Raw genomic sequence first — 18,857 nt, 5'->3', positions numbered from 1 at the left:
CCAAAAACCTTTAATCAATAAAGGCTCTAATGATGCAAAGGGCTTCTCATATTCTCTGCCCGCTTCAATTTCCAATATTCACTCTCATAGTACACATATCTTAGAATTATGACAAGCTATTTCGTAAGTAACGTAATCGCCGATTCATCGGTCACATTTTCGCCGAAGTCTATTCTCAATGATGTATGGTTGATGTATATCTTCCGCGAGTGCTTAGTCTCAACAGAACACAAAAGGTCAAAGATAGTCAAAATCAAAAATCGAATGCAAAAACATGGCCATTTCCGGCCAAAACAAGCGGATTCAGGTCTATATCGGGTTTATTCGGCTTTGTCATAACCCTTCGACGAGCATATAATGAACATGTAAGGTCAAACAAGGTCAAAGAAAGGGGAATGCATCATGTTTGATATGATTCCTTTTGGAAAACGCAGAGAGGACTCCATCAGCCAGCTGATGAAGTCATTCAATGATGTGTTTAGCAACGACTTTTTTGCACCGTTCAAGGGTTCGGCGGCGATGTCCTTTAAGACCGACATCCGTGAGACGGAGAACGCTTATCTGGTTGAAGCGGAATTGCCCGGTTTTCATAAAGACGACATTGAAATTCGCTACGAGGAGCCTTACCTGACGATTAAAGCCGTGCGCAAGGAAGCTAGCAGCGTGGAGGATTCCGATCAAAATATCATCCGGAGAGAACGCAGCTACGGCGAATACGTACGCCGCTTCCATGTTCAGCATATTGACGAAGACGGCATCACCGCATCGTTGAAGAACGGGGTGCTGAAGCTGGAAATCCCGAAACAGCCGGACACTCGTGCTAAACGGATCCAAATCCGGGATGACATGTAATCCAATTTCGCGGCCTTAAGCCGCGTTTATATATAAAAGGCTGCCTCCAGGGTGCTATTACCCAGGGGGCAGCCTTTTTGTTGAGGGCATTGGCAGCGCGATCTAATATTGTGAATCCTTAATGCGTAGCTAAGGTAACACATGGCATATGTAGTGAATTAATATGATGGATTTTGGGTCAATCATCAATTCATTAGAATACGAACTTTAAGAAGACCAGGAAATCCAATAGAAAAGAATAGCAATACGGCCGGATGGGCCGCATTCGAAGAGAATTTATTTTTTTTCAATGGCATCTAACACCATATCCATCAGCTGGTGTACGGTAGGTTCGTTCAGCGGCCGCCAGAGCTGATGAGCAGTAATGCTGCCAGCTATCTTAGCTGTTATACTGAAGTGCCATTGTGTTAGCCCACTGTCGGCAAGAAAAGATCTGCGATAGGTGTGGCGCTGCAGAAGGGGAATTCGCTGTAGCTTATCAAACGGCCGAATTCCGGGGGCTGCACAATCCGTTTTGATCAGCTCGAAAATGCCGGCTAACGGCAGTGCTTTTGTTGCGAATTGAGACTTCACTGGCACCGCAAACTTCGTTTCACGTTCAAACAGCGGACGAAATTGCCCAGCATTCATACCGAAGGTGTCCAAGCTTTCCTGCCACAGCTTTTGCTGAGGATAGGCGGGGGAAACCAAGGGTAAGTTCTGCTCATTTAAGGTAACTGCGATCACATCATCGGTTATCATGCAGAACCCTTGCTGAATAAAGGCGGAGGCCAGCGTCGATTTGCCGTGCCCGGAATGACCGACAAAAGCATAGGCCTTGTTGTCTATTACTATGGCGCTGCCGTGAAGGGGGAGAATTTTACGCTGGAGTAAAATGGCGCCCATGCAGGATCCAAGGATGAACAGGCGTAACTTGTCTTCATCGGCGCCTGGTTCGGGAGAGATGTGAATGGTGTTCCCGTTCTCGATGGCGAAAATGGCGAGATCGGGTACTTTAAACATGATTTGGCCAGGGGCACATATGAGATTATGAGGAACCGGCCTATGCTGGGGCCAAGTCATATTTAAATCAACATAGCGAACCGAAATATCGGTAGCACCATGCAAATCTGCTGCCTTTGCCTGCGGCAGTTCCGGGAGCGGAATATCACTTTGGATGGAGAGACCGAAGGCTTTATACATCGTTTGATTGAGCGTGTGGGACAAGATTATCACTCCATTGCTTATTGGCATAGAAAAGAAGATAGCCCTTATACCCGAACAGGCGCATAGGGGCTCGCTTCTGGAGATGATAGATTACAAGGATTAGCTATAGTTGACGTGCTCGTCTGGATCCGGTTGAACTGCATCCGGGAGTGAGCTTCCAGGACCCGCCATTGTCATGTTGACATCAAGAATTTCAAGGGAAGGTACGTTCCATTCTTTTTTCATAGATATCACCTCCTTTCAAAAGTTTTTTTGCAGAAATCGGTACAGAATAATACTTCGCAGTAACACTTTGATAGAAGGGCCGTAGGCTTCGCTAGGATCGAGGCCATTCCTCGCATGTGTTAGTGCCTCCTCGATGACAGGCATATTTAAAAGCTGTTTCATACGAGAGTCCCGGCTTAATTGCTCTACCTCTTGCATAATCGTCGGCCATTTGGCTGACATTCTGTGGATGGAGTCGGCGGCCTGAATTCCTCGGGTACGCTGGTTCAGACGGATGGCATCCGGCAGCCAGCCCTTGGTCGAACGACGGATGAGGGCTCGATCCATGCCGTCTTGCACAAATTGCTCGATGGGAGTGCCTAGACAAAAACGAATAACGCGAAGGTCATTCGTTGGGTCATGGCCCCAAACAGAGTAACGGACGGAAAGCTTGCTTCCGCTGGTACCGGTAGTACTCCATACATTGATTCGGTCGAAGTGCAGCTTTCTGGCTTCCAGTGGATCTGACGGAAGGTCAGCCGTCGATCCGATTCCGGTAAACTTTGGGTCGCTGAGCTTTTCATAAATCCCGGTTCGTTTCGCAAAATCAGAGTGAACCAGCTGAGGAAACTCATAGGGTGTAGGAGTAGGCTTTAAGCGATCAACAAAAGAGAAAGCTTTGCGGCCGACTATGGAGTAGATTGTTTTACGACCTGCACCGACATTTTTACTGTATTGTTTAATTTCTCGGGATAACCGATACCAGTGCAACCTTTTTACAAGCTTGCTATAGTAATCCAGTGCAGGCCCCCAGGAAATGCTGTAATTGCCTCGTGCGCCATTCAGAAGAATGCCGATTCCGCGTTGTTGCGATTGTTCATAAAACCCTCTAAGCCAAAAAGTGTTATCAAAAAATTTATAGGGAAACTCCAAAATATCAAGCCAATCGTCAATCTCGGTATAGGGGTCGCTACCCGAAAAGTTTAGATAGTTGTCTTCTATATTACCTACGTATTGGACGGTCTGCTGTATAAGCGGCCGTTCGTCTGCCAGTCTGCGCTTGGGAGTCCAATCCACAAAGCCATCATCCGGCACATAGCTGAAGGTGTGAAGTTGGCGGTTGCTCTCTTGAAGGGCTCTTGCCGCGAAGCTGACGACGGATCCGGAGTCCAACCCCCCGCTGAGGTGGGCGCCAACATGGCGCGGGGTACGCTTCAGTCTTGCCGTTACAGCTTTATGAAAGACATCCCGGAACCCTTCCTCATATTCCTGAGGTGAGGAAAGCTTTATAGGAGTTATTTCAGAAAGGCTGCTGTATTTTGAAATTACAATCCTGTTATTACTGACGATTAAGGTATGTGATGGAGGCAGTTGGAAGATATTCTTATAAACCGTTGCGGCGACATCCGGAGGCTCGAAAACACCTTTGATCGCTAGGAATTCCGCCAGCCATCGTTCATTAAGCTGCTTATGTACGTGTGGCAGTGATAGTAGGGGACGGGTCATTGTGCAGAACGAGAATTGCTCAGCATCCTTGTGATAGTAGAGGGTGCGTGAGCCTGAGAAATCCCTTGCGCAGAATAGAAGCTGTCTCTCTTCATCCCAAATAGCGAAGGCAAAATCGCCGACTAATCGCTCTATCATGCGCTCAGACCATTTGTCGTAAGCAAGGAGAAGGAGTTCACTGTCGGACATATCAGGTCTTCGTGCTGATGAGACTTGCAGTGCATCCATTAACTCTTCGCGGTTATCAATGATGGCATCGGCCGTAATAGCAAGTCTCCTCATCGAATCATAGAAGGGAAGCTGTTCATGAACCGATTGCTCTGTAATCCACTGTGCATGACACGCGAGCATTATCCTGCTGCCATCCCATACCCCGCGATGATCTGCTGAATACTTTTCCATTGCATGCATGAATAGTCTTTTATCCTCTTGCTGGACAGCATCTCCATTTAAACGATAAACACCGGCAATGACGCTCATTAGAGTTCCTCCGTTATAATCCCTTCCTGTCAAACGAATTGATACATTCCGTATCGACAATCATTATATAACGAGTATACAAAATGTATCAATAGTTTTTTTGAAGAAAATTATTTAGTGAACAGGCTATGATTTTGTTTACCGTTCTTAGCTGCCACTCATCCCGTTGAAATCTTACGGATAAATCAAGCGCTGCGTATGAGCGCACCCCTCCCCGTGAATGCGCTTCCATTATATATGTCACCCCTTTCAGATCCTAAACGATACGAAACGTGCCTAAATAATATATGAGTGGGTATTACACATTCAATAACTTCTCAAGGGTGCGGAAATAACTTTATATAGGAAAGCGCTAACAAGTGTTGTACCGCATGATTGCGATACATGATGCCATTTTTTTGAAAAGATAAATATTAAATATAGCCTTGACATGATACAATCTGTATCGTAAATTATGGGATATGAATTATACATATTGTATCGTTGTGCGGGTTGAAATCATCAGATTAATTGATTGTAAGCAGAGATTTGCGATATGTCACGAGCTGTTCACTAATTAAGCGGGGGGTTAATCTCTAATGGAACTTAAACAGTATTTCAAAATAATTCAGAAAAGATGGTGGCTCATCGCAGCAATCGTTACTGTTGCAATCGCTGCTACTGGAATCAAGAGTTACTACTTTACGACACCGGTCTATGCGGCAAATGCCAAACTGATCGTTAACCAATCCTCGAGTGACGGGCTTAATACAAGCTCAATCCAAACAAGTATTTTCCTCATCAATTCCTATAAGGAGATCATCATGTCGACCGCAATTATGAACAAAGTGGTTGAGAAATATCCTGATCTCGGAGAAAGTCCAACGACGCTTGCCGCCAAAATTTCGGTGTCCTCAGCCAACAACTCTCAAGTGATGAACCTAGTTTACCAGGATACTTCCTATACTCATGCAGCTGCTGTAGTTAATGCGGTTTCAGCAGTATTTAAAGAGCAGATTCCTCAAATTATGAATGTTGACAATATTACAATTCTGAGTGAGGCAGACCCAGCAGCCAAAGTGGCCCCAATCAACTTAAATCCGGTAATGAATATAGTTATCAGTTTTGTTGTTTCGTTAATGCTGGCTTTAGGCTTCGTATTCCTGCTGGACTATTTGGACGATACGGTGAAAACGGAAGACGACATTGTGGAGATTCTTGAGGTGCCTGTACTTGCCGTAGCAGGGAAGATGAGTAAGGCAGAGCTCAAAAAAAACGCAAGATTAAAGACCACGGAAAAATCAAAAGTAGGAGAGGGTCAGTATGCGACGATCAACCAATGACGCTAGTTTAATCGTATCCGTAAATCCCAATTCGCCTCGTTCAGAAGTATACCGTTTGCTTCGAACCAGAATCCAATTTTCCTCAAAAGATCAGGATCTGAAAACGCTAGTGATTACCTCTGCACAAACAGGAGAAGGAAAAACAACTACAATCAGTAACCTGGCAGTGATTTATGCGCAAGAAGGCAAGAAGGTTCTTCTTATAGATGCAAATATGAGAAAGCCATCTCTTCACAAGATGTTTTCTCAAATGAATCATCAGGGGTTAAGCACCGTCATTACCGGGAAAGACAGCTTTGAAAATGCAGTGCAGGACACTTATATCAGCAACCTTCGATTACTCCCTGCCGGTCCAATCCCCTCGAACCCTTCGGAACTAATTGATTCCCCTGCGATGTGGGGGCTCTTGGAAGAACTAGAGGCTCAGTATGACGTCATTCTTATTGATACGCCGGCCATGTTAGAGGTTTCAGACAGTGTTATATTCAGCGCTATGTGTGATGGCGTTGTAATGGTGGCGGCTGCAGGTCGGGCCAGGAAGGATTATTTACGAAAGGCGAAGGAACAGCTGCACCATGTGAATGCACGGATATTGGGTGTCGTATTGAATCAAGTCGGATAAACAGGCGCACAATCTGCAGGTTGCAATCTCATCTAGATATACAGGTAATGTCTACTGAACCTTTATCACTGTAGGCACTCGGTTACGCTGTGGGTCTGTAACGACCTTAGACATGATTGTCGAGGGTGTAACGTGAGGAAGGGTTTAATGCCCTGATTAGAAAGCTTAGTTATGCTCTCTTCTGATGGAAGAGTGTATAGGTAAACTTGTCTACAGCAGCAACACAACTCAGCTTCCATATGAAATTAATTGAGATAGGAGAGGACCATCAATGAAAAAAGTAAAAAAAGCCATAATTCCCGCAGCGGGGCTGGGTACTCGATTTCTGCCGGCAACGAAAGCCATGCCGAAGGAAATGCTTCCAATTGTAGATAAACCTACGATTCAGTACATTGTCGAAGAAGCGGTGGCTTCCGGAATCGAGGATATTATCATCGTTACGGGGAAGGGTAAACGTTCGATCGAGGACCATTTTGATCATGCCTTCGAGCTGGAGAACAATCTGTTCAGCAAGGGAAAATTTGATCTTCTGGATGAGGTTCGCCGCCCCTCAAATGTGGATATTCACTATATCCGTCAAAAGGAGGCAAAGGGTCTTGGTCATGCCGTTTGGTGCGCACGCAATTTTATTGGTGATGAGCCCTTTGCAGTGCTATTAGGCGACGATATTGTCCAGTCACCGACTCCCTGCATTCGTCAGCTGGCGGAGCAGTTTGAACAACTTCAGCGCTCTATTATCGGAGTTCAGACGGTTCCATCCAATCAAACGCATCGTTACGGAATCGTCGCCCCACTTAAGAGAACCGATCGCTTGTACGAAGTAGACTATTTCGTCGAGAAGCCTCTTGCAGGGCAAGCTCCATCGAGGCTGGCAATCATGGGTAGGTACATATTAACGCCGGAAATTTTTGATTTCCTTGAGCATCAGGAAGAGGGGGCGGGCGGTGAGATTCAGCTTACGGATGCCATTCAAAAACTGAATGTAAGCCAAGGCGTGTATGCTTATGATTTTGAAGGCATTCGGTACGACGTCGGTGAAAAACTTGGTTTTATTATGACCACGCTTGACTTTGCTCTTCAGAATGAAGAACTTCGTAAACCGCTGCTTCAGGGTATGGAGGAAATTTTGGAGCGAGAGCATTTGGGAAAAATAAATCGTTAAAGAGGTGAATTGGAGGATATGTATCCGACCCCGCAAAGAAATGAAGCAGAGGTCGCCTTGGACGGAGCCTCCGCATATAACGGTTATGCGCAAAATGAAACTAAAATTGCTTATCTAATGATTAAACGGTCAATAGATTTCATATTTGCGCTTTTGGGGCTTCTTCTTTTATCACCGCTTTTTTTAATCATATCTATTCTCATTAAATTAGAGGACCCTAAGGGGGCCGTTTTTTTTTACCAAACACGTATCGGGAAAAACGAGAAGCCGTTTCGCATGTATAAATTTCGGTCTATGGTCTCGAACGCAGAAGAACTATTAGACAAGTTACTGGAACACAACGAGATCAATGGGGCCATGTTTAAGATGAAGGAGGACCCGAGGGTAACTAGGATCGGGAAATTCATACGAAAGACCAGTATTGATGAATTACCGCAGCTCTGGAATGTCATTCGAGGCGAGATGTCGTTGGTTGGCCCAAGGCCGCCGTTGCCCCGGGAAGTAATGGAATACAGCAATCACGATAAACAGCGGTTAAGAGTTACTCCGGGATGCACGGGATTATGGCAGGTTAATGGAAGGAGTAGTGTAGGCTTTTCACGGATGGTTGAGCTTGATCTGATCTATATCAAAAACAGATCCCTGCTTTTCGACATGAAAATCATATTAAAAACGATCTGGATTATGCTCACATCCAAAAATTCTTACTAACTTCATTTCGATTAGGAGGACTTATTCTGAAGGAAAAGATAGCATATTGTATCCTGGCCCATAATGACTGTAAGCATTTTGGGCGACTTGTCCGCATGCTGAATGACAAGGCGGATTTTTATGTGCATATTGATAAGAAAACATCCCAGTCTCCTTTTCAGAGTGAGGTCAGCCAGCTGAGTAATGTTCATTTTTCTGAGGAGAGATATCCGGTGTTCTGGGCTGGTTTTAATGTAATAAAGGCAACAATTGCATTGTTGCATCTCTGTATATCTTCGGGAAAGCAATACAAAAAAATTGTATTGCTTTCCGGTTCCGATTATCCCCTTGTTAGCAATGCAGATATTCATGCTTTTTTCGATAAGCATCCTGATATCGAATTTATTAGAGCATCAAATGTCTCTAAAAGCCATAGCAAACATCATCTGAACCACATTCAAAGGTATTTCCTGAGAGACTGGAATATCAGAAATAAGCTTGTTTATAAAGTGGTAATGAAAATGGTGGAGATGATTCATGGTTTTCTTCCTTTTCAAAAGAAGCCTTTCATTGAGATGAACCGGAAGAAATTTGACATTTATATGGGATCTCAATGGTGGGCTCTTTCTCAGGAGTGTGTCGTGGATTTACTGACATGGATAGAGCAGTATCCAGGGATCGACCGGTACTTCAAGCATTCTTTTGCGCCAGACGAAAAATACTTCCATACGCTTATCTACAATTCCCCCTACAGAAACAAAACGGAACTGGGCGATGAGGAGCCGTTCCGGACGAAAGAATACAAATGGCCAATTTGGCCCAATGTCCACCATATTCATCCATCATTGCAAAAGTGGTATACCGCGGATGATGCAGATGAAGTTTTGTCCTCGGATAAACTGTTTGTACGAAAAGTCAATTCTTCAGTTTCTTCAACACTGCTCAACAGGATCGATAGTCGAATTAAGCTATCGGAAAAACGAGTATTGAAAGCATAAAAAGTATATGGAGTTGTTCCCATGATTCCCAAAAGGCTTAGCAAGCTGATTCACAGTAAAAATATAGCAGGGACGATATTTATTTCGAGTTTTACAAACTTATCTATAATGCTGCTTACTATGCTTCACTCCATCATTACAGCAAGAGTGCTGGGTGTAGAGGGCAGAGGTGAATTAGCTGCTATTCTTTTTTGGCCGATGTTCATTTCCGGGTTAATTGGCCTTGGCTTGCCGACTTCTCTTATATACAACGTCAAGCAAGTCATTGGTAACACTCCTGTTTATATGAAGGCTTCCTTGAGTTATCTGGTTCCAGCGGGCATCTTTGCCGGAGCTGTTGCTTGGTTTCTTCTGCCTGTTTGGCTTGGCGAGTATTCCGAGACAGCTGTTCGCTTAGCACAAATGTATACGGTATTCTCAATCCCTTTAACTTTGATGACCAACATTTTAAGCGCTTTAGCTAAGAGCATGGACCGCTTCTATATCAGCAATGCATTACTGTTGACAGTACCTCTTATTAATGCAATCAGTCTTGCTGCTTTGAGCCTAAGCGGAAGCTTGAATTTGATTACTGCCACCATAAGTTACCTCGTGCCGACTCTTTTAACCGTTGTGATTGTTGGATTCGTCCTAAAGAAACACGTATCCAATATAGAGTCTGCTAGCTGCCGCGCAGATCGGTCTGTCAAACCGTTGTTTCATTATGGATTCAAGGTTTACGGCATGGACCTTATGAGTACCTTATACACGCAAGCGGATAAGATCATTATCGTTTCTTTATTAAGCCCGAGGGATTTTGGCTTATATTCGGTTGTATTTGCACTATCACGGGTTTTTAATACCGTACAGCTGGCTATTACCGATGTCTTATTCCCAAAAGTTTCGGGTCTGCAAAAGCATGACATTATTTCAATTGTCGGCAAGTCGTTTCGCATTTCAATGACCATTATGCTGGTACTGCTTGTGCCATGTCTAATCATAGGTCGTTTTTTTCTGTTAGTCCTGTTTGGAGAAGAGTTCCTGGAAGCGGACACTACCTTTTATATTTTATCGCTGGAATGCATTATTGGCGGTGGATCCTGGATTTTAGCCTCCTCGTTTAACGCCATTGGCCGGCCGGAGCTGGTTCTGATAAGGCAGGCAACAGCGATAGCAGTCAACATTGGGTTATTCTTTGTGTTTACGCCTTTATTTGGACTTCAGGGAGTCGCCTTGGCGCTCATGTCGGGATCTATCGTGCGGCTCGCAATCACATTAGTCCAAATTCCCATGATTTTTAAAGTAAGGCTTGGAGCTTTATTGTTTAATCGCGGTGATTTTACTGATTTAAGAAATATCCTAAAAGATAAAACGATGAAAAGAAGGAGAATGGTTTCATGATGTCAACTAAAGAAATGCATCCGATGGACGAGTTAAAAGAGAAGCTGAAAGTAATCCTCCAGGCAGTCCCATCTGGGTCGAGTATCTATTATATCGATTATCCCTTGTATGATAACGGCGGCGATCTGCTGATAATGAAAGGTACCGAAAAATTTTTTGCCGATCACAACATTAACGTGATGGCAAGATATTGTCTTAATGATTTTCCTAAAAAGCTGTCGATTCCGCAGAATTGCATCATTGTTTTACAAGGAGGAGGGAATTTCGGAGATTTATATCCTAACCATCAAGGGCTGAGAGAAAAAGTCATTGAGCGTTATCCTGAACACCGTATCGTCATACTGCCCCAGACGATCTACTACGAAAATGATGCTGCCTATAATAAAGCAGCCGCAATTGTAAACAAGCACAGGGATCTTCATATATTTGTAAGGGATACGGTAAGCCTTGAACAGGCCCGCACAAAATTTAAATGCTATCTCTATTTATCCCCCGACATGGCCCATCAGCTTTGGCCGCTGTTGCCTTCTAAGGAGTCCAGTAAAGAGGTACTGTATTTTTTGCGTCTAGATAAGGAAGCAAGCGGCAGCCAGGAGAGTATTCCTCTTCAATCCAGCAGTGACTATCAAGATTGGAAGACGCTTTACTCATTTCGGGAGCAGTTGATGATTAAGTTTATCTCTAAACTAACCTCCTTAAAAGGAAGAATAGGTTTAAAGTTTTCTATGAATTTCATGTGGTACCTCTATTCCGACCATCTAGTTAATAAAGCACACAGCTTGTTCAGTAATTATAAAGTTATAAAGACCTCCAGGTTGCATGGACATATTCTGTCTTGTCTAATGGATAAACCGCATATTCTGGTGGATAACTCTTACGGAAAAAATTCAAACTACTATAACACTTGGACCTATCGATGCCAGAGCGCCCGATTAAACGTTAGTGAAGCTAAGTTATCCGGAGGGGCTGGAGCATGAAAGTTTGCTTGGTAAGTTCTACAGGGGGGCATCTTGCTGAGCTGCTAAAGTTGATTCCCGCAGTAGAAGAGCATCAGTACTTTGTCGTGACTGAATACAGCGAAATGAGCCGGTCCTTGGCCGAAAAAGAACGAGTGCATTATCTGCATCAGCAAGAAAGGAGTAACTGGAAATTTTATATTGTTGTTGTAGCGAACATGTTTAAATCATTGAAAATATTAATTAAGGAGAATCCGAAACTCATCATCACGACGGGTGCTGGGGCGGTATTCCCACTTTGTCTGTTTGGAAAGTTACTGGGGAAGAAGGTAGTTTATATTGAAAGCTTTGCGAAAATTCTAACCCCGAGTTTAACAGGTAAAATGATTTACAAATTTGCGGATGAATTTTTTATACAATGGCAAAGTCTATCCGACCATTACCCTAAAGCGAAGTATAGGGGGTCATTGTATTGATATTTGTGACAGTAGGCAGCCAGAGGTTCCCGTTTCCGAGATTGTTTCAGATGGTTGATCAGCTTATTCGTGACCGTGTGATTACGGGAAAGGTGATCGCTCAGGTCGGTTATACCGATTATCAATCGGATAATATGGACATTCACCAATTTTTACAAGAATCTGAAATGAAGGAATGTATCAGAAACTCGGACATTATCGTTACACATGCGGGTATTGGGACTATCACTCAATGTTTAGAAAGCGGCAAGAAGATCATCGTGGTACCCCGTAAAAGGGAGCTAGGTGAGCATGTAGACAATCATCAGATTGAAATCGCAAATGTTTTTCGAGAGAAGAAACTTATAACAGTTGCGAATAGCCAGCAAGAGATTCAGACCATCATAGAACATATGGACTCCATCCATCTTCAAAATTATGTCAGACCAGAGTCTGAGTTAGTTCTAGCGTTAAAACAATATGTGGATCAATTATGACGAAACAGGCGTAAGGAGGCATTTATGTCTAAGCCAACTGTCGTAGTCGTCGGTTCTTCTTTGAAAGATATGGGCGGCATCGTTACGGTGATTCAGAACATAGAGCAATCAGCCATATCCAGTTTTTATAGAATGTTTAGAGTGGAAACTTATATTACAGGAAATGTATTTCATAAGATAGTTTACTTTTTTTCTGGGCTTCTAAAGTTTCTGAAAATTCTTATATTCAAAAAACCGGATATTATTCATATTCATATGTCTGAGAGAGGGAGCTTTTACAGAAAAGCCATCTTTTTATTAATAGGAAAAACATTCGGAGTCCCGGTAATTATTCATCTTCACGGTGCAAATTTTGATGATTTTTATAATAGCAGCTCAGCACAAAGAAAGCTTTGCGACTATATCTTGAACAAGGCCGATAAACTTATCGTATTGTCTGTCCAATGGAAAAATTATTATTCCAGTATAGTGCCTTCCGAGAACATCGAAGTCCTATACAATGGGGTTTTTACTGATCCAAATAAGAGGACTTACAGGAGAAGCAATGCGCAGCCCATCTGCCTTTTCCTTGGAAGGCTTGGAAAGCGAAAAGGAACCTACGATCTGATTGATGCTGTAGACATCCTGAAAAATAAAGGGGTTAAGGCTAAATTTCTATTGGCAGGGGACGGCGAGATTGAAGAGGTCAAACAAACAGTGGAGAAAAAGTCCCTTCAGGATTATATCGAGGTTATGGGCTGGGTGAACAGCGAGAGAAGGGAAGAGCTTTTGCAAAGATCCGATGTTCTGGTGCTCCCCTCCTATAATGAGGGGTTGCCAATGGCCATTCTTGAGGCGATGAGTCATTCCCTTCCCATTGTTTCCACATTTGTGGGGGGGATTCCTGAAGTAATATCCAACGGAAAAAACGGATTTTTGATTCAAGCGGGGAACGTCCACGACCTTGCAAGATCTTTAGAGGAGCTAATCCATAATGAACAACTAAGGCAAAGTATGGGGGAAGAAAACAAGAATATAATTCATAACCGATTTGACATGAAGATGATTACCCAAGAATTGAGAGGCATTTACCAGCGTTTAATTTGCTGAGAAAATGACGATCAAAAAAGCAGGGCCAAGGTGGTGGTATTGTATCTTACATATAACAAATCAAAAGAGATTGATGTTCCTTTCATTATGCGCTGCCGCAGTTGTTGGATTTGCTGCACCGGATAATTTGAAGATATTGCTGTTAATCTTAGGTTTGATCGGATATGTGATTCTTGTTCTGGCAGCTACCCGCGAGAGCAACATTAAAAGGTGCATACCACCTTTTCTGCTGTTCATTCTTTTCCAAGACACGATTATAAATCTGTTGGGATCAATGGGCGTAATTTTCTCTTATTTGGATGAGTTGTTTGTCCTCATATGCGTACCTGCACTGATGATTAACTTTCTAAGGGGAAAAAAAATCGCTGGAGGTTACATATTCTTATCCATGGTGGGCATGGTGCTTTTCGGGATGGTCTCTTCCATCCTTCACAGCAACCCATTTAACATAACCTTCCAGGGTATGCAATTAATGATTAAAGGATTGTTATATGTTTTTGTCTTTGCCAATATATCGTTTACCAGGGCTGATTTATTGCACTATGTAAAGTGGGTCAAGGTTGCTGCAATAGGCGTTCTGATATTTTCAGTTGTTGATTTGGCAATGCCGAGTGCTTTCAGGGGACTATTGGGCATCACAGCCTCTGTTGATTACCGTGTGGGAGTGCCAAGTCTTCAGTCTCTATTTATTCATCCTGGAATTTATGGATGGTTTATGACGCTGGTTGGAATTTACTTGGCGGTAAACTACAAGATTAAAACCGATCCGCGATATTTCTATTGGGCCTGCGTATTCTTCTTTTTTGCGTTATTATCCTTCCGGTTTAAAACCATTGTTTCTATCTTAGTTATTGCTTTTATATTTTACTTGCTGTCAGGTATGAAAAAGATGTTAACGTTTATCATTCCTGCAGCTGTCGTGGTGGCGATCGTTTATTTATTTGCGGGGAATTACATTATGGAATTAACCGATCTTACATTCTCGAGGTATATCGAAGTCGATGTGATGAAATCAGCTAGAAAAGCAATGTATTATTTTGCTTTTATCATTGCTAACGAGAATTTTCCATTCGGAGTCGGTTTTGGACGTTACGGTGGATACATTGCGAAAGAATACTATTCTCCGGTTTATTATGAGTATGGAATGAATACGATTTACGGGTTGACGCCTGAGAATCCAATGTGGGCTATGGATACGTACTGGCCTTATGTATTAGGGGAATTAGGATATCTAGGGGCAGGAGTACTTTTGGCACTGTTCATATACTTAATAGTAAAACTTATCTCCAATTACAAATCGATGGTGGACCCAGTTGCAAGGCACTTTGTTTTGTTTGCCGGATTGGTATTGATTCACGCTTTGATTGAAAGTAGCGGTGAGCCCGTTTTCAACAGCTCTCCGCAAAACGTATTCATTTTTACTGCGTCAGGAATCGCATTATCAATAGTGAATGCCCGCAAGAAAGCAATGGATCTTAACACCTTAAAAAATCAATCAATGAGAGGTCATTTATTTGGGAACTAAAATCGACATGACAGGAACTTCGGTCGAATTGATGTTTATGTTAAAACTTCTTCGGAGGACTGAGTTTGAAGACGAACAATCCGTCCTTTTTTTTAGCTCCAATCTTGATTGGAATAAATTGTTGAAAACGATACAGTTTCACAGAATGTATCCAGTCTTATACCTGGAATTAAAAAAATTGGATTTGGATTGGATTCCGCCATGGTTCATGGAAGGACTGAGAGTTAAATACGAACGCAATGTCATCAAAATGCTCAGACTATGCTCTGATTTGGAGAAGCTGAACAGACGGTTTAGGGATAGCGGAATCCCGTCTCTACATTTAAAAGGGCCGGTATTAGCTCGGAAAATTTATGGTGATATCTCTCTTCGTACTTCCAAAGACTTGGATATCCTAGTTTGTCCGGAAGATGTCAGCAAAGCCGAGGAAGTTCTATTGGACCTGGGGTATACAACGGACGTGAAGATTTTAAACGTATTGAAATGGAAGAGCCATCATATTAGTTATAATCATTCCGGTACTCAAACCGAAGTGGAGCTTCATTGGCGAATAAATCCGGAAACGAGTGGGTCTGCATTTCATGAAGTATGGGAAAGGCGAAGCGATGAGGTCCTTTCAAGCCAACATATTTCTTTATTGGGTAATGAGGATCTGTTTGTTTATTTAGTGACGCATGGCTCCAGGCATGGATGGATGAGGTTGCGCTGGTTGTATGATATTGATCAAATGCTGAGAACAAAAAAGCTGGACTTCCCGTTTTTAAAGAGACTACTACAAAAGACACACAGCAGTCATTTAGTAGGCCAAGCGCTCCTATTATCCAACGAATTGCTAAACACACCCATCCCTAATGAACTGGCTGCGTTTGTACAGGGGAAACGTTCGGTTAAATTAGCACAGAAATCGTTCTACTATCTGAACCATGCCATCGAGATATCGCCGGAGGGAGATATTCTCGAGAACAAAGATTTCAAAAGGTACGTGTATTCTTTGTTTACAGGCAGACAAAAAATGCAGTATTTCATAAATAGGTTGTATCCAAGCTCAAAGGATGCTTTGCTGCTACCATTGCCTAAACCGCTCCGATTCCTCTATTTCCCGCTCCGTCCCTTTTTGTGGGCATGGAGACAAATGAGACGGCAATATTTATAACTCTGGAGAACTGGAATTTTTTTTATTGCCAACGATACATTTTGTATCAATAACGATACATCAGTTTGTACTCTATGTAAAAAATCGAATGGGTTTATCCCAAATAGGAGGTTCTTCCCATGAGCACGGAATTCATTACGGATGAGGTACTGATCATGCAGTCCGAAGGCTTTCTGGTCAGTGATATGGACGGCGAGAAGGTTATGCTGAGTATCGATAATGGAAAGTATTACAATCTGGGCCGGATTGGCGGCCGGATCTGGGAGTTGGCGTCTACGCCGATTACGGTCGGCGGTATGGTGGAGAGGCTCGTTGAGGAATACGATATCGAACCGGATGCGTGCGAGCAGCAGGTACAGCGGTTCCTGCGGCAGCTTGCCGATGAAGGGCTTGTGCAGGTGAAGAAGGCCTAATGAGTCTATACCGGAAAGCAAGGACGTATATGTCTTTTCCCGTTGCGATGAAGCTGATGTTCATCGAAGCCTATGTTTACTTGGCTTGGGGGAGAGTGTTCAAGCAGCTGCCTTTCGCGAAGGTGGCGCCCTCCTTGGGCGATTTTATGAAGGAAACGCCGTATACCTGCTCGGAGGAGGAGTTGAAGCAGCTCCGCCAAATTTCCAGAGCCGTACATGCGATGAGCCGAGTTACCTGGTGGGAAAGCCAGTGCTTGGTCAAAGCCGTTGCCGCCAAGAAAATGCTGGAGCGAAGAAGCATTCCCTATACACTGTATTTAGGAAGCGGGCGGGATGACCAAGGACAAATGGTGGCTCACGCCTGGCTCCGCAGCGGTTCTTACATTGTTACGGGCAAGGAAGGGCATGAGAAATATGCGATCGTCGGAATATTCGGCAAGGATATGCGGGCGGAGAAAATGAACTTTAATCGGTCATCCGGTAAGGAGTTTTTACGTTGAAGGATCTCATTTATTTTATCCGAAAAATGCACGGGATGGCCGGGTTCAAGCTCTACCTTAATATGTGCATGATCCTGGTCATCAGCATCCTGGACGGTATCGGCATCTACCTGATCGTCCCGCTTCTCGGCGTGATCGGCGTATTTCAGACCGATCTGAGCGGAGTCCCGCTCGTCTCGACCTTGATGGATCTTGCGGATTCGTGGTCCCTGCAGCTCAATTTGCCGGTGGTGCTGGCCATCTATGTCGTGATTGTGGGCGGGCAGGCCCTGCTACAGCGAAGCCAGACCTTGCTAAACGCCAAGATCCTGCAGCGATTTATCCGCAAGCTGCGCATGGAGACGTACCAGGGATTGCTGCATGCGAAATGGGAGTTTTTTCTCCGCCACCGCAAATCGGATTTCAATCATGTCATGACCAATGAGCTTGGGCGCGTGAACCAAGGCACCTTTCTGTTCTTCCAAATGATCTCGTCGTTGTTGTTCACGATCATTCAGATTGGCCTTGCCTTATGGCTGGCTCCGTTGTTAACCCTCATCGTGCTGGTCAGCGGAGGGGTCCTCGCCTTGTTCGGGCGCAAGTTCATCCGCAGCTCGAAGCGGATCGGCGAGCAGACGACCGAGCTTTCAAAATATTATTTTGCCGGCATCAGCGAGCATTTCAGCGGCATCAAGGACATCAAGAGCAACCGGCTTGAGCCGTCCCATATGGATTGGTTTGACAGGCTGTCGCGAAAAATGGAGCGGAACTTCATCCAATTCAATAAAGTGAACTCCCTGTCCCAGCTCATTTACCGGCTCTCGTCCGTCATCCTCGTTGCCGGGTTCGTATACCTTGCTCTTGAGGTGCTTCGCACCCCGGCTGAGCAGCTGCTGATGATTGTGCTTATTTTCTCACGGTTATGGCCAAGATTTATCAGTATTCAAACCAGTACCGAGCAGCTTGCTTCGAATTTCCCGGCGTTTCGGGCAATACGCGAGCTGCAAGCGGAATACGAGGCAGACCGGGAGCTTGCCGGAACGGCTGGAGTCCCGGATGGCGAGCGACTGCATCTGCAGCAGGGTATTACTTGCAGTGATGTGGACTACCGATATGACGCTTCTTCTCCGACCTACGCTTTGCGGGGCATTAACTTACATATTCCGGCCCGCCGCATGACGGCCATCGTCGGCAAATCCGGCGCGGGCAAGAGCACCCTGATCGATCTGCTCATGGGACTGATCCAGCCGGAGAGCGGGCAGGTTCTGGCGGACGGCGTGTCTATCCAGGATGAACGTCAGCTTCTGTCGCTCCGGGGGAGCATCGGTTATGTGGCGCAGGACCCTTTTCTCTTCAATGAGAGCATCCGGGATAACCTGAAGCTGGCCGCTCCCGAGACATCGGATGATGAGCTGTGGGAAGCGTTGAGGTTTTCGGCGTCGGACGAATTCGTGCGAAGGCTTCCGCAGGGGCTTGACACGGTCATTGGCGACCGCGGCGTGCGCTTGTCCGGCGGTGAGCGACAGCGGATCGTCCTGGCAAGAGCCATCTTGAAGCGGCCCTCGATTCTTGTGCTGGATGAAGCGACAAGCGCGCTGGACAGCGAGAATGAGCGGCAGATCCAGGAGGCGCTGGAGCAGCTGAAGGGAAGCATGACCATTATCGTGATCGCCCATCGGCTGTCCACGATCCGCCATGCCGATCAGGTCATCGTGATGGAGCAAGGGCGGATTATCCAGCAAGGAGGCTATCAGCAGCTGTCTCAGGATCAGAAGGGCACCTTCCGGCAGCTTCTCAGTTACCAAACAGGCGCCCAGATGTAAACAGTGTTCAACAGCCGTCCCTCGTTGAGGGGCGGCTGTTTTTTT

The 18,857-nt window shown here is 44.6% G+C and carries 19 protein-coding genes; 16 read left to right on the top strand and 3 right to left on the bottom strand.

Going from position 1 to position 18,857, the window contains the following annotated elements:
• Positions 1 to 402: 402 nt before the first annotated feature.
• Complete coding sequence (locus NST44_RS03665; protein ID WP_007132667.1) at positions 403 to 852, top strand: Hsp20/alpha crystallin family protein; 450 nt, start codon at positions 403 to 405, stop codon at positions 850 to 852.
• Between the two features lie 276 nt (positions 853 to 1,128).
• Here the strand turns inward: NST44_RS03665 and NST44_RS03660 are convergent, their stop codons facing one another.
• From NST44_RS03660 to NST44_RS03650, 3 genes are all read right to left on the bottom strand, one after another.
• Complete coding sequence (locus NST44_RS03660) at positions 1,129 to 2,067, bottom strand: aldolase (protein ID WP_425262132.1); 939 nt, start codon at positions 2,065 to 2,067, stop codon at positions 1,129 to 1,131.
• A 90-nt stretch (positions 2,068 to 2,157) separates the two neighbouring features.
• Positions 2,158 to 2,283: a paeninodin family lasso peptide gene (locus NST44_RS03655; RefSeq protein WP_007132665.1), complete on the bottom strand. Its 126-nt coding sequence runs from the start codon at positions 2,281 to 2,283 to the stop codon at positions 2,158 to 2,160.
• A gap of 15 nt (positions 2,284 to 2,298) precedes the next feature.
• Positions 2,299 to 4,248 (bottom strand): asparagine synthase-related protein, encoded by a 1,950-nt coding sequence (locus tag NST44_RS03650; protein WP_007132664.1) that lies wholly within the window; start codon positions 4,246 to 4,248, stop codon positions 2,299 to 2,301.
• 578 nt (positions 4,249 to 4,826) lie between these two features.
• Between NST44_RS03650 and NST44_RS03645 the strand changes: the two genes are divergently transcribed.
• The 15 genes from NST44_RS03645 to NST44_RS03575 all read left to right on the top strand — a co-directional run bounded on the left by NST44_RS03645 (position 4,827) and on the right by NST44_RS03575 (position 18,812).
• Positions 4,827 to 5,570 (top strand): YveK family protein, encoded by a 744-nt coding sequence (locus NST44_RS03645; protein WP_007132663.1) that lies wholly within the window; start codon positions 4,827 to 4,829, stop codon positions 5,568 to 5,570.
• Positions 5,551 to 6,192 carry a CpsD/CapB family tyrosine-protein kinase gene (locus NST44_RS03640; RefSeq protein ID WP_007132662.1) on the top strand — a complete coding sequence of 214 codons (642 nt, stop codon included), beginning with the start codon at positions 5,551 to 5,553 and terminating at the stop codon, positions 6,190 to 6,192. The genes NST44_RS03645 and NST44_RS03640 overlap by 20 nt, the downstream gene beginning before the upstream one ends.
• Positions 6,193 to 6,463: 271 nt before the next feature.
• Entirely contained in the window at positions 6,464 to 7,354 is an 891-nt protein-coding gene (gene galU / locus NST44_RS03635) for a UTP--glucose-1-phosphate uridylyltransferase GalU (protein ID WP_007132661.1), read from the top strand.
• A gap of 18 nt (positions 7,355 to 7,372) precedes the next feature.
• Positions 7,373 to 8,065, top strand: coding sequence for a sugar transferase (locus NST44_RS03630; protein WP_007132660.1), 693 nt, complete (start codon positions 7,373 to 7,375; stop codon positions 8,063 to 8,065).
• The gene (locus tag NST44_RS03625) at positions 7,993 to 9,042 is read left to right on the top strand and encodes a beta-1,6-N-acetylglucosaminyltransferase (protein ID WP_083832679.1); all 1,050 of its coding nucleotides are present in this window, start codon (positions 7,993 to 7,995) and stop codon (positions 9,040 to 9,042) included. Before NST44_RS03630 ends, NST44_RS03625 begins: the two co-directional genes overlap by 73 nt.
• A 21-nt stretch (positions 9,043 to 9,063) precedes the next feature.
• On the top strand, positions 9,064 to 10,422 hold the full coding sequence (locus NST44_RS03620) for a lipopolysaccharide biosynthesis protein (RefSeq protein ID WP_007132658.1): 1,359 nt from the start codon (positions 9,064 to 9,066) through the stop codon (positions 10,420 to 10,422).
• Positions 10,419 to 11,399, top strand: a complete 981-nt coding sequence (locus NST44_RS03615) for a polysaccharide pyruvyl transferase family protein (protein ID WP_007132657.1) — start codon at positions 10,419 to 10,421, stop codon at positions 11,397 to 11,399. Before NST44_RS03620 ends, NST44_RS03615 begins: the two co-directional genes overlap by 4 nt.
• A complete protein-coding gene (gene pssD / locus NST44_RS03610) occupies positions 11,396 to 11,854 on the top strand; it encodes a PssD/Cps14F family polysaccharide biosynthesis glycosyltransferase (protein WP_007132656.1) in 459 nt (152 codons plus the stop codon). Before NST44_RS03615 ends, pssD begins: the two co-directional genes overlap by 4 nt.
• A gap of 5 nt (positions 11,855 to 11,859) precedes the next feature.
• A complete protein-coding gene (gene pssE, locus NST44_RS03605; protein ID WP_244152790.1) occupies positions 11,860 to 12,330 on the top strand; it encodes a PssE/Cps14G family polysaccharide biosynthesis glycosyltransferase in 471 nt (156 codons plus the stop codon).
• Between the two features lie 24 nt (positions 12,331 to 12,354).
• Entirely contained in the window at positions 12,355 to 13,419 is a 1,065-nt protein-coding gene (locus NST44_RS03600) for a glycosyltransferase family 4 protein (RefSeq protein WP_007132654.1), read from the top strand.
• Between the two features lie 4 nt (positions 13,420 to 13,423).
• Positions 13,424 to 14,944 carry an O-antigen ligase family protein gene (locus NST44_RS03595; protein WP_138919360.1) on the top strand — a complete coding sequence of 507 codons (1,521 nt, stop codon included), beginning with the start codon at positions 13,424 to 13,426 and terminating at the stop codon, positions 14,942 to 14,944.
• Complete coding sequence (locus NST44_RS03590) at positions 14,934 to 16,097, top strand: nucleotidyltransferase domain-containing protein (RefSeq protein WP_007132652.1); 1,164 nt, start codon at positions 14,934 to 14,936, stop codon at positions 16,095 to 16,097. Before NST44_RS03595 ends, NST44_RS03590 begins: the two co-directional genes overlap by 11 nt.
• Positions 16,098 to 16,216: 119 nt before the next feature.
• Positions 16,217 to 16,510, top strand: coding sequence for a lasso peptide biosynthesis PqqD family chaperone (locus NST44_RS03585; RefSeq protein ID WP_007132651.1), 294 nt, complete (start codon positions 16,217 to 16,219; stop codon positions 16,508 to 16,510).
• Positions 16,510 to 17,010, top strand: coding sequence for a lasso peptide biosynthesis B2 protein (locus NST44_RS03580; RefSeq protein WP_007132650.1), 501 nt, complete (start codon positions 16,510 to 16,512; stop codon positions 17,008 to 17,010). The genes NST44_RS03585 and NST44_RS03580 overlap by 1 nt, the downstream gene beginning before the upstream one ends.
• Positions 17,007 to 18,812: an ABC transporter ATP-binding protein gene (locus NST44_RS03575; protein WP_007132649.1), complete on the top strand. Its 1,806-nt coding sequence runs from the start codon at positions 17,007 to 17,009 to the stop codon at positions 18,810 to 18,812. Before NST44_RS03580 ends, NST44_RS03575 begins: the two co-directional genes overlap by 4 nt.
• The last annotated feature ends 45 nt before the right edge of the window (positions 18,813 to 18,857 follow it).

Origin of the sequence: Paenibacillus sp. FSL W8-0919 (assembly GCF_038003785.1) — a bacterium.
Taxonomy (GTDB): domain Bacteria; phylum Bacillota; class Bacilli; order Paenibacillales; family Paenibacillaceae; genus Paenibacillus_AQ; species Paenibacillus_AQ lactis.
Note: the sequence above shows the minus strand (reverse complement) of the source record. Positions and strands in the feature narration are given on the sequence as shown.

What these genes read in the sequence shown, in the direction of transcription:
- NST44_RS03665 (WP_007132667.1), top strand. Translation starts at nt 403, where the DNA reads ATGTTTGATATGATTCCTTTTGGAAAACGCAGAGAGGACTCCATCAGC.
- NST44_RS03655 (WP_007132665.1), bottom strand. Translation starts at nt 2,283, where the DNA reads ATGAAAAAAGAATGGAACGTACCTTCCCTTGAAATTCTTGATGTCAAC.
- NST44_RS03650 (WP_007132664.1), bottom strand. Translation starts at nt 4,248, where the DNA reads ATGAGCGTCATTGCCGGTGTTTATCGTTTAAATGGAGATGCTGTCCAG.
- NST44_RS03645 (WP_007132663.1), top strand. Translation starts at nt 4,827, where the DNA reads ATGGAACTTAAACAGTATTTCAAAATAATTCAGAAAAGATGGTGGCTC.
- NST44_RS03640 (WP_007132662.1), top strand. Translation starts at nt 5,551, where the DNA reads ATGCGACGATCAACCAATGACGCTAGTTTAATCGTATCCGTAAATCCC.
- galU (WP_007132661.1), top strand. Translation starts at nt 6,464, where the DNA reads ATGAAAAAAGTAAAAAAAGCCATAATTCCCGCAGCGGGGCTGGGTACT.
- NST44_RS03630 (WP_007132660.1), top strand. Translation starts at nt 7,373, where the DNA reads ATGTATCCGACCCCGCAAAGAAATGAAGCAGAGGTCGCCTTGGACGGA.
- NST44_RS03620 (WP_007132658.1), top strand. Translation starts at nt 9,064, where the DNA reads ATGATTCCCAAAAGGCTTAGCAAGCTGATTCACAGTAAAAATATAGCA.
- NST44_RS03615 (WP_007132657.1), top strand. Translation starts at nt 10,419, where the DNA reads ATGATGTCAACTAAAGAAATGCATCCGATGGACGAGTTAAAAGAGAAG.
- pssD (WP_007132656.1), top strand. Translation starts at nt 11,396, where the DNA reads ATGAAAGTTTGCTTGGTAAGTTCTACAGGGGGGCATCTTGCTGAGCTG.
- NST44_RS03600 (WP_007132654.1), top strand. Translation starts at nt 12,355, where the DNA reads ATGTCTAAGCCAACTGTCGTAGTCGTCGGTTCTTCTTTGAAAGATATG.
- NST44_RS03595 (WP_138919360.1), top strand. Translation starts at nt 13,424, where the DNA reads ATGACGATCAAAAAAGCAGGGCCAAGGTGGTGGTATTGTATCTTACAT.
- NST44_RS03585 (WP_007132651.1), top strand. Translation starts at nt 16,217, where the DNA reads ATGAGCACGGAATTCATTACGGATGAGGTACTGATCATGCAGTCCGAA.
- NST44_RS03580 (WP_007132650.1), top strand. Translation starts at nt 16,510, where the DNA reads ATGAGTCTATACCGGAAAGCAAGGACGTATATGTCTTTTCCCGTTGCG.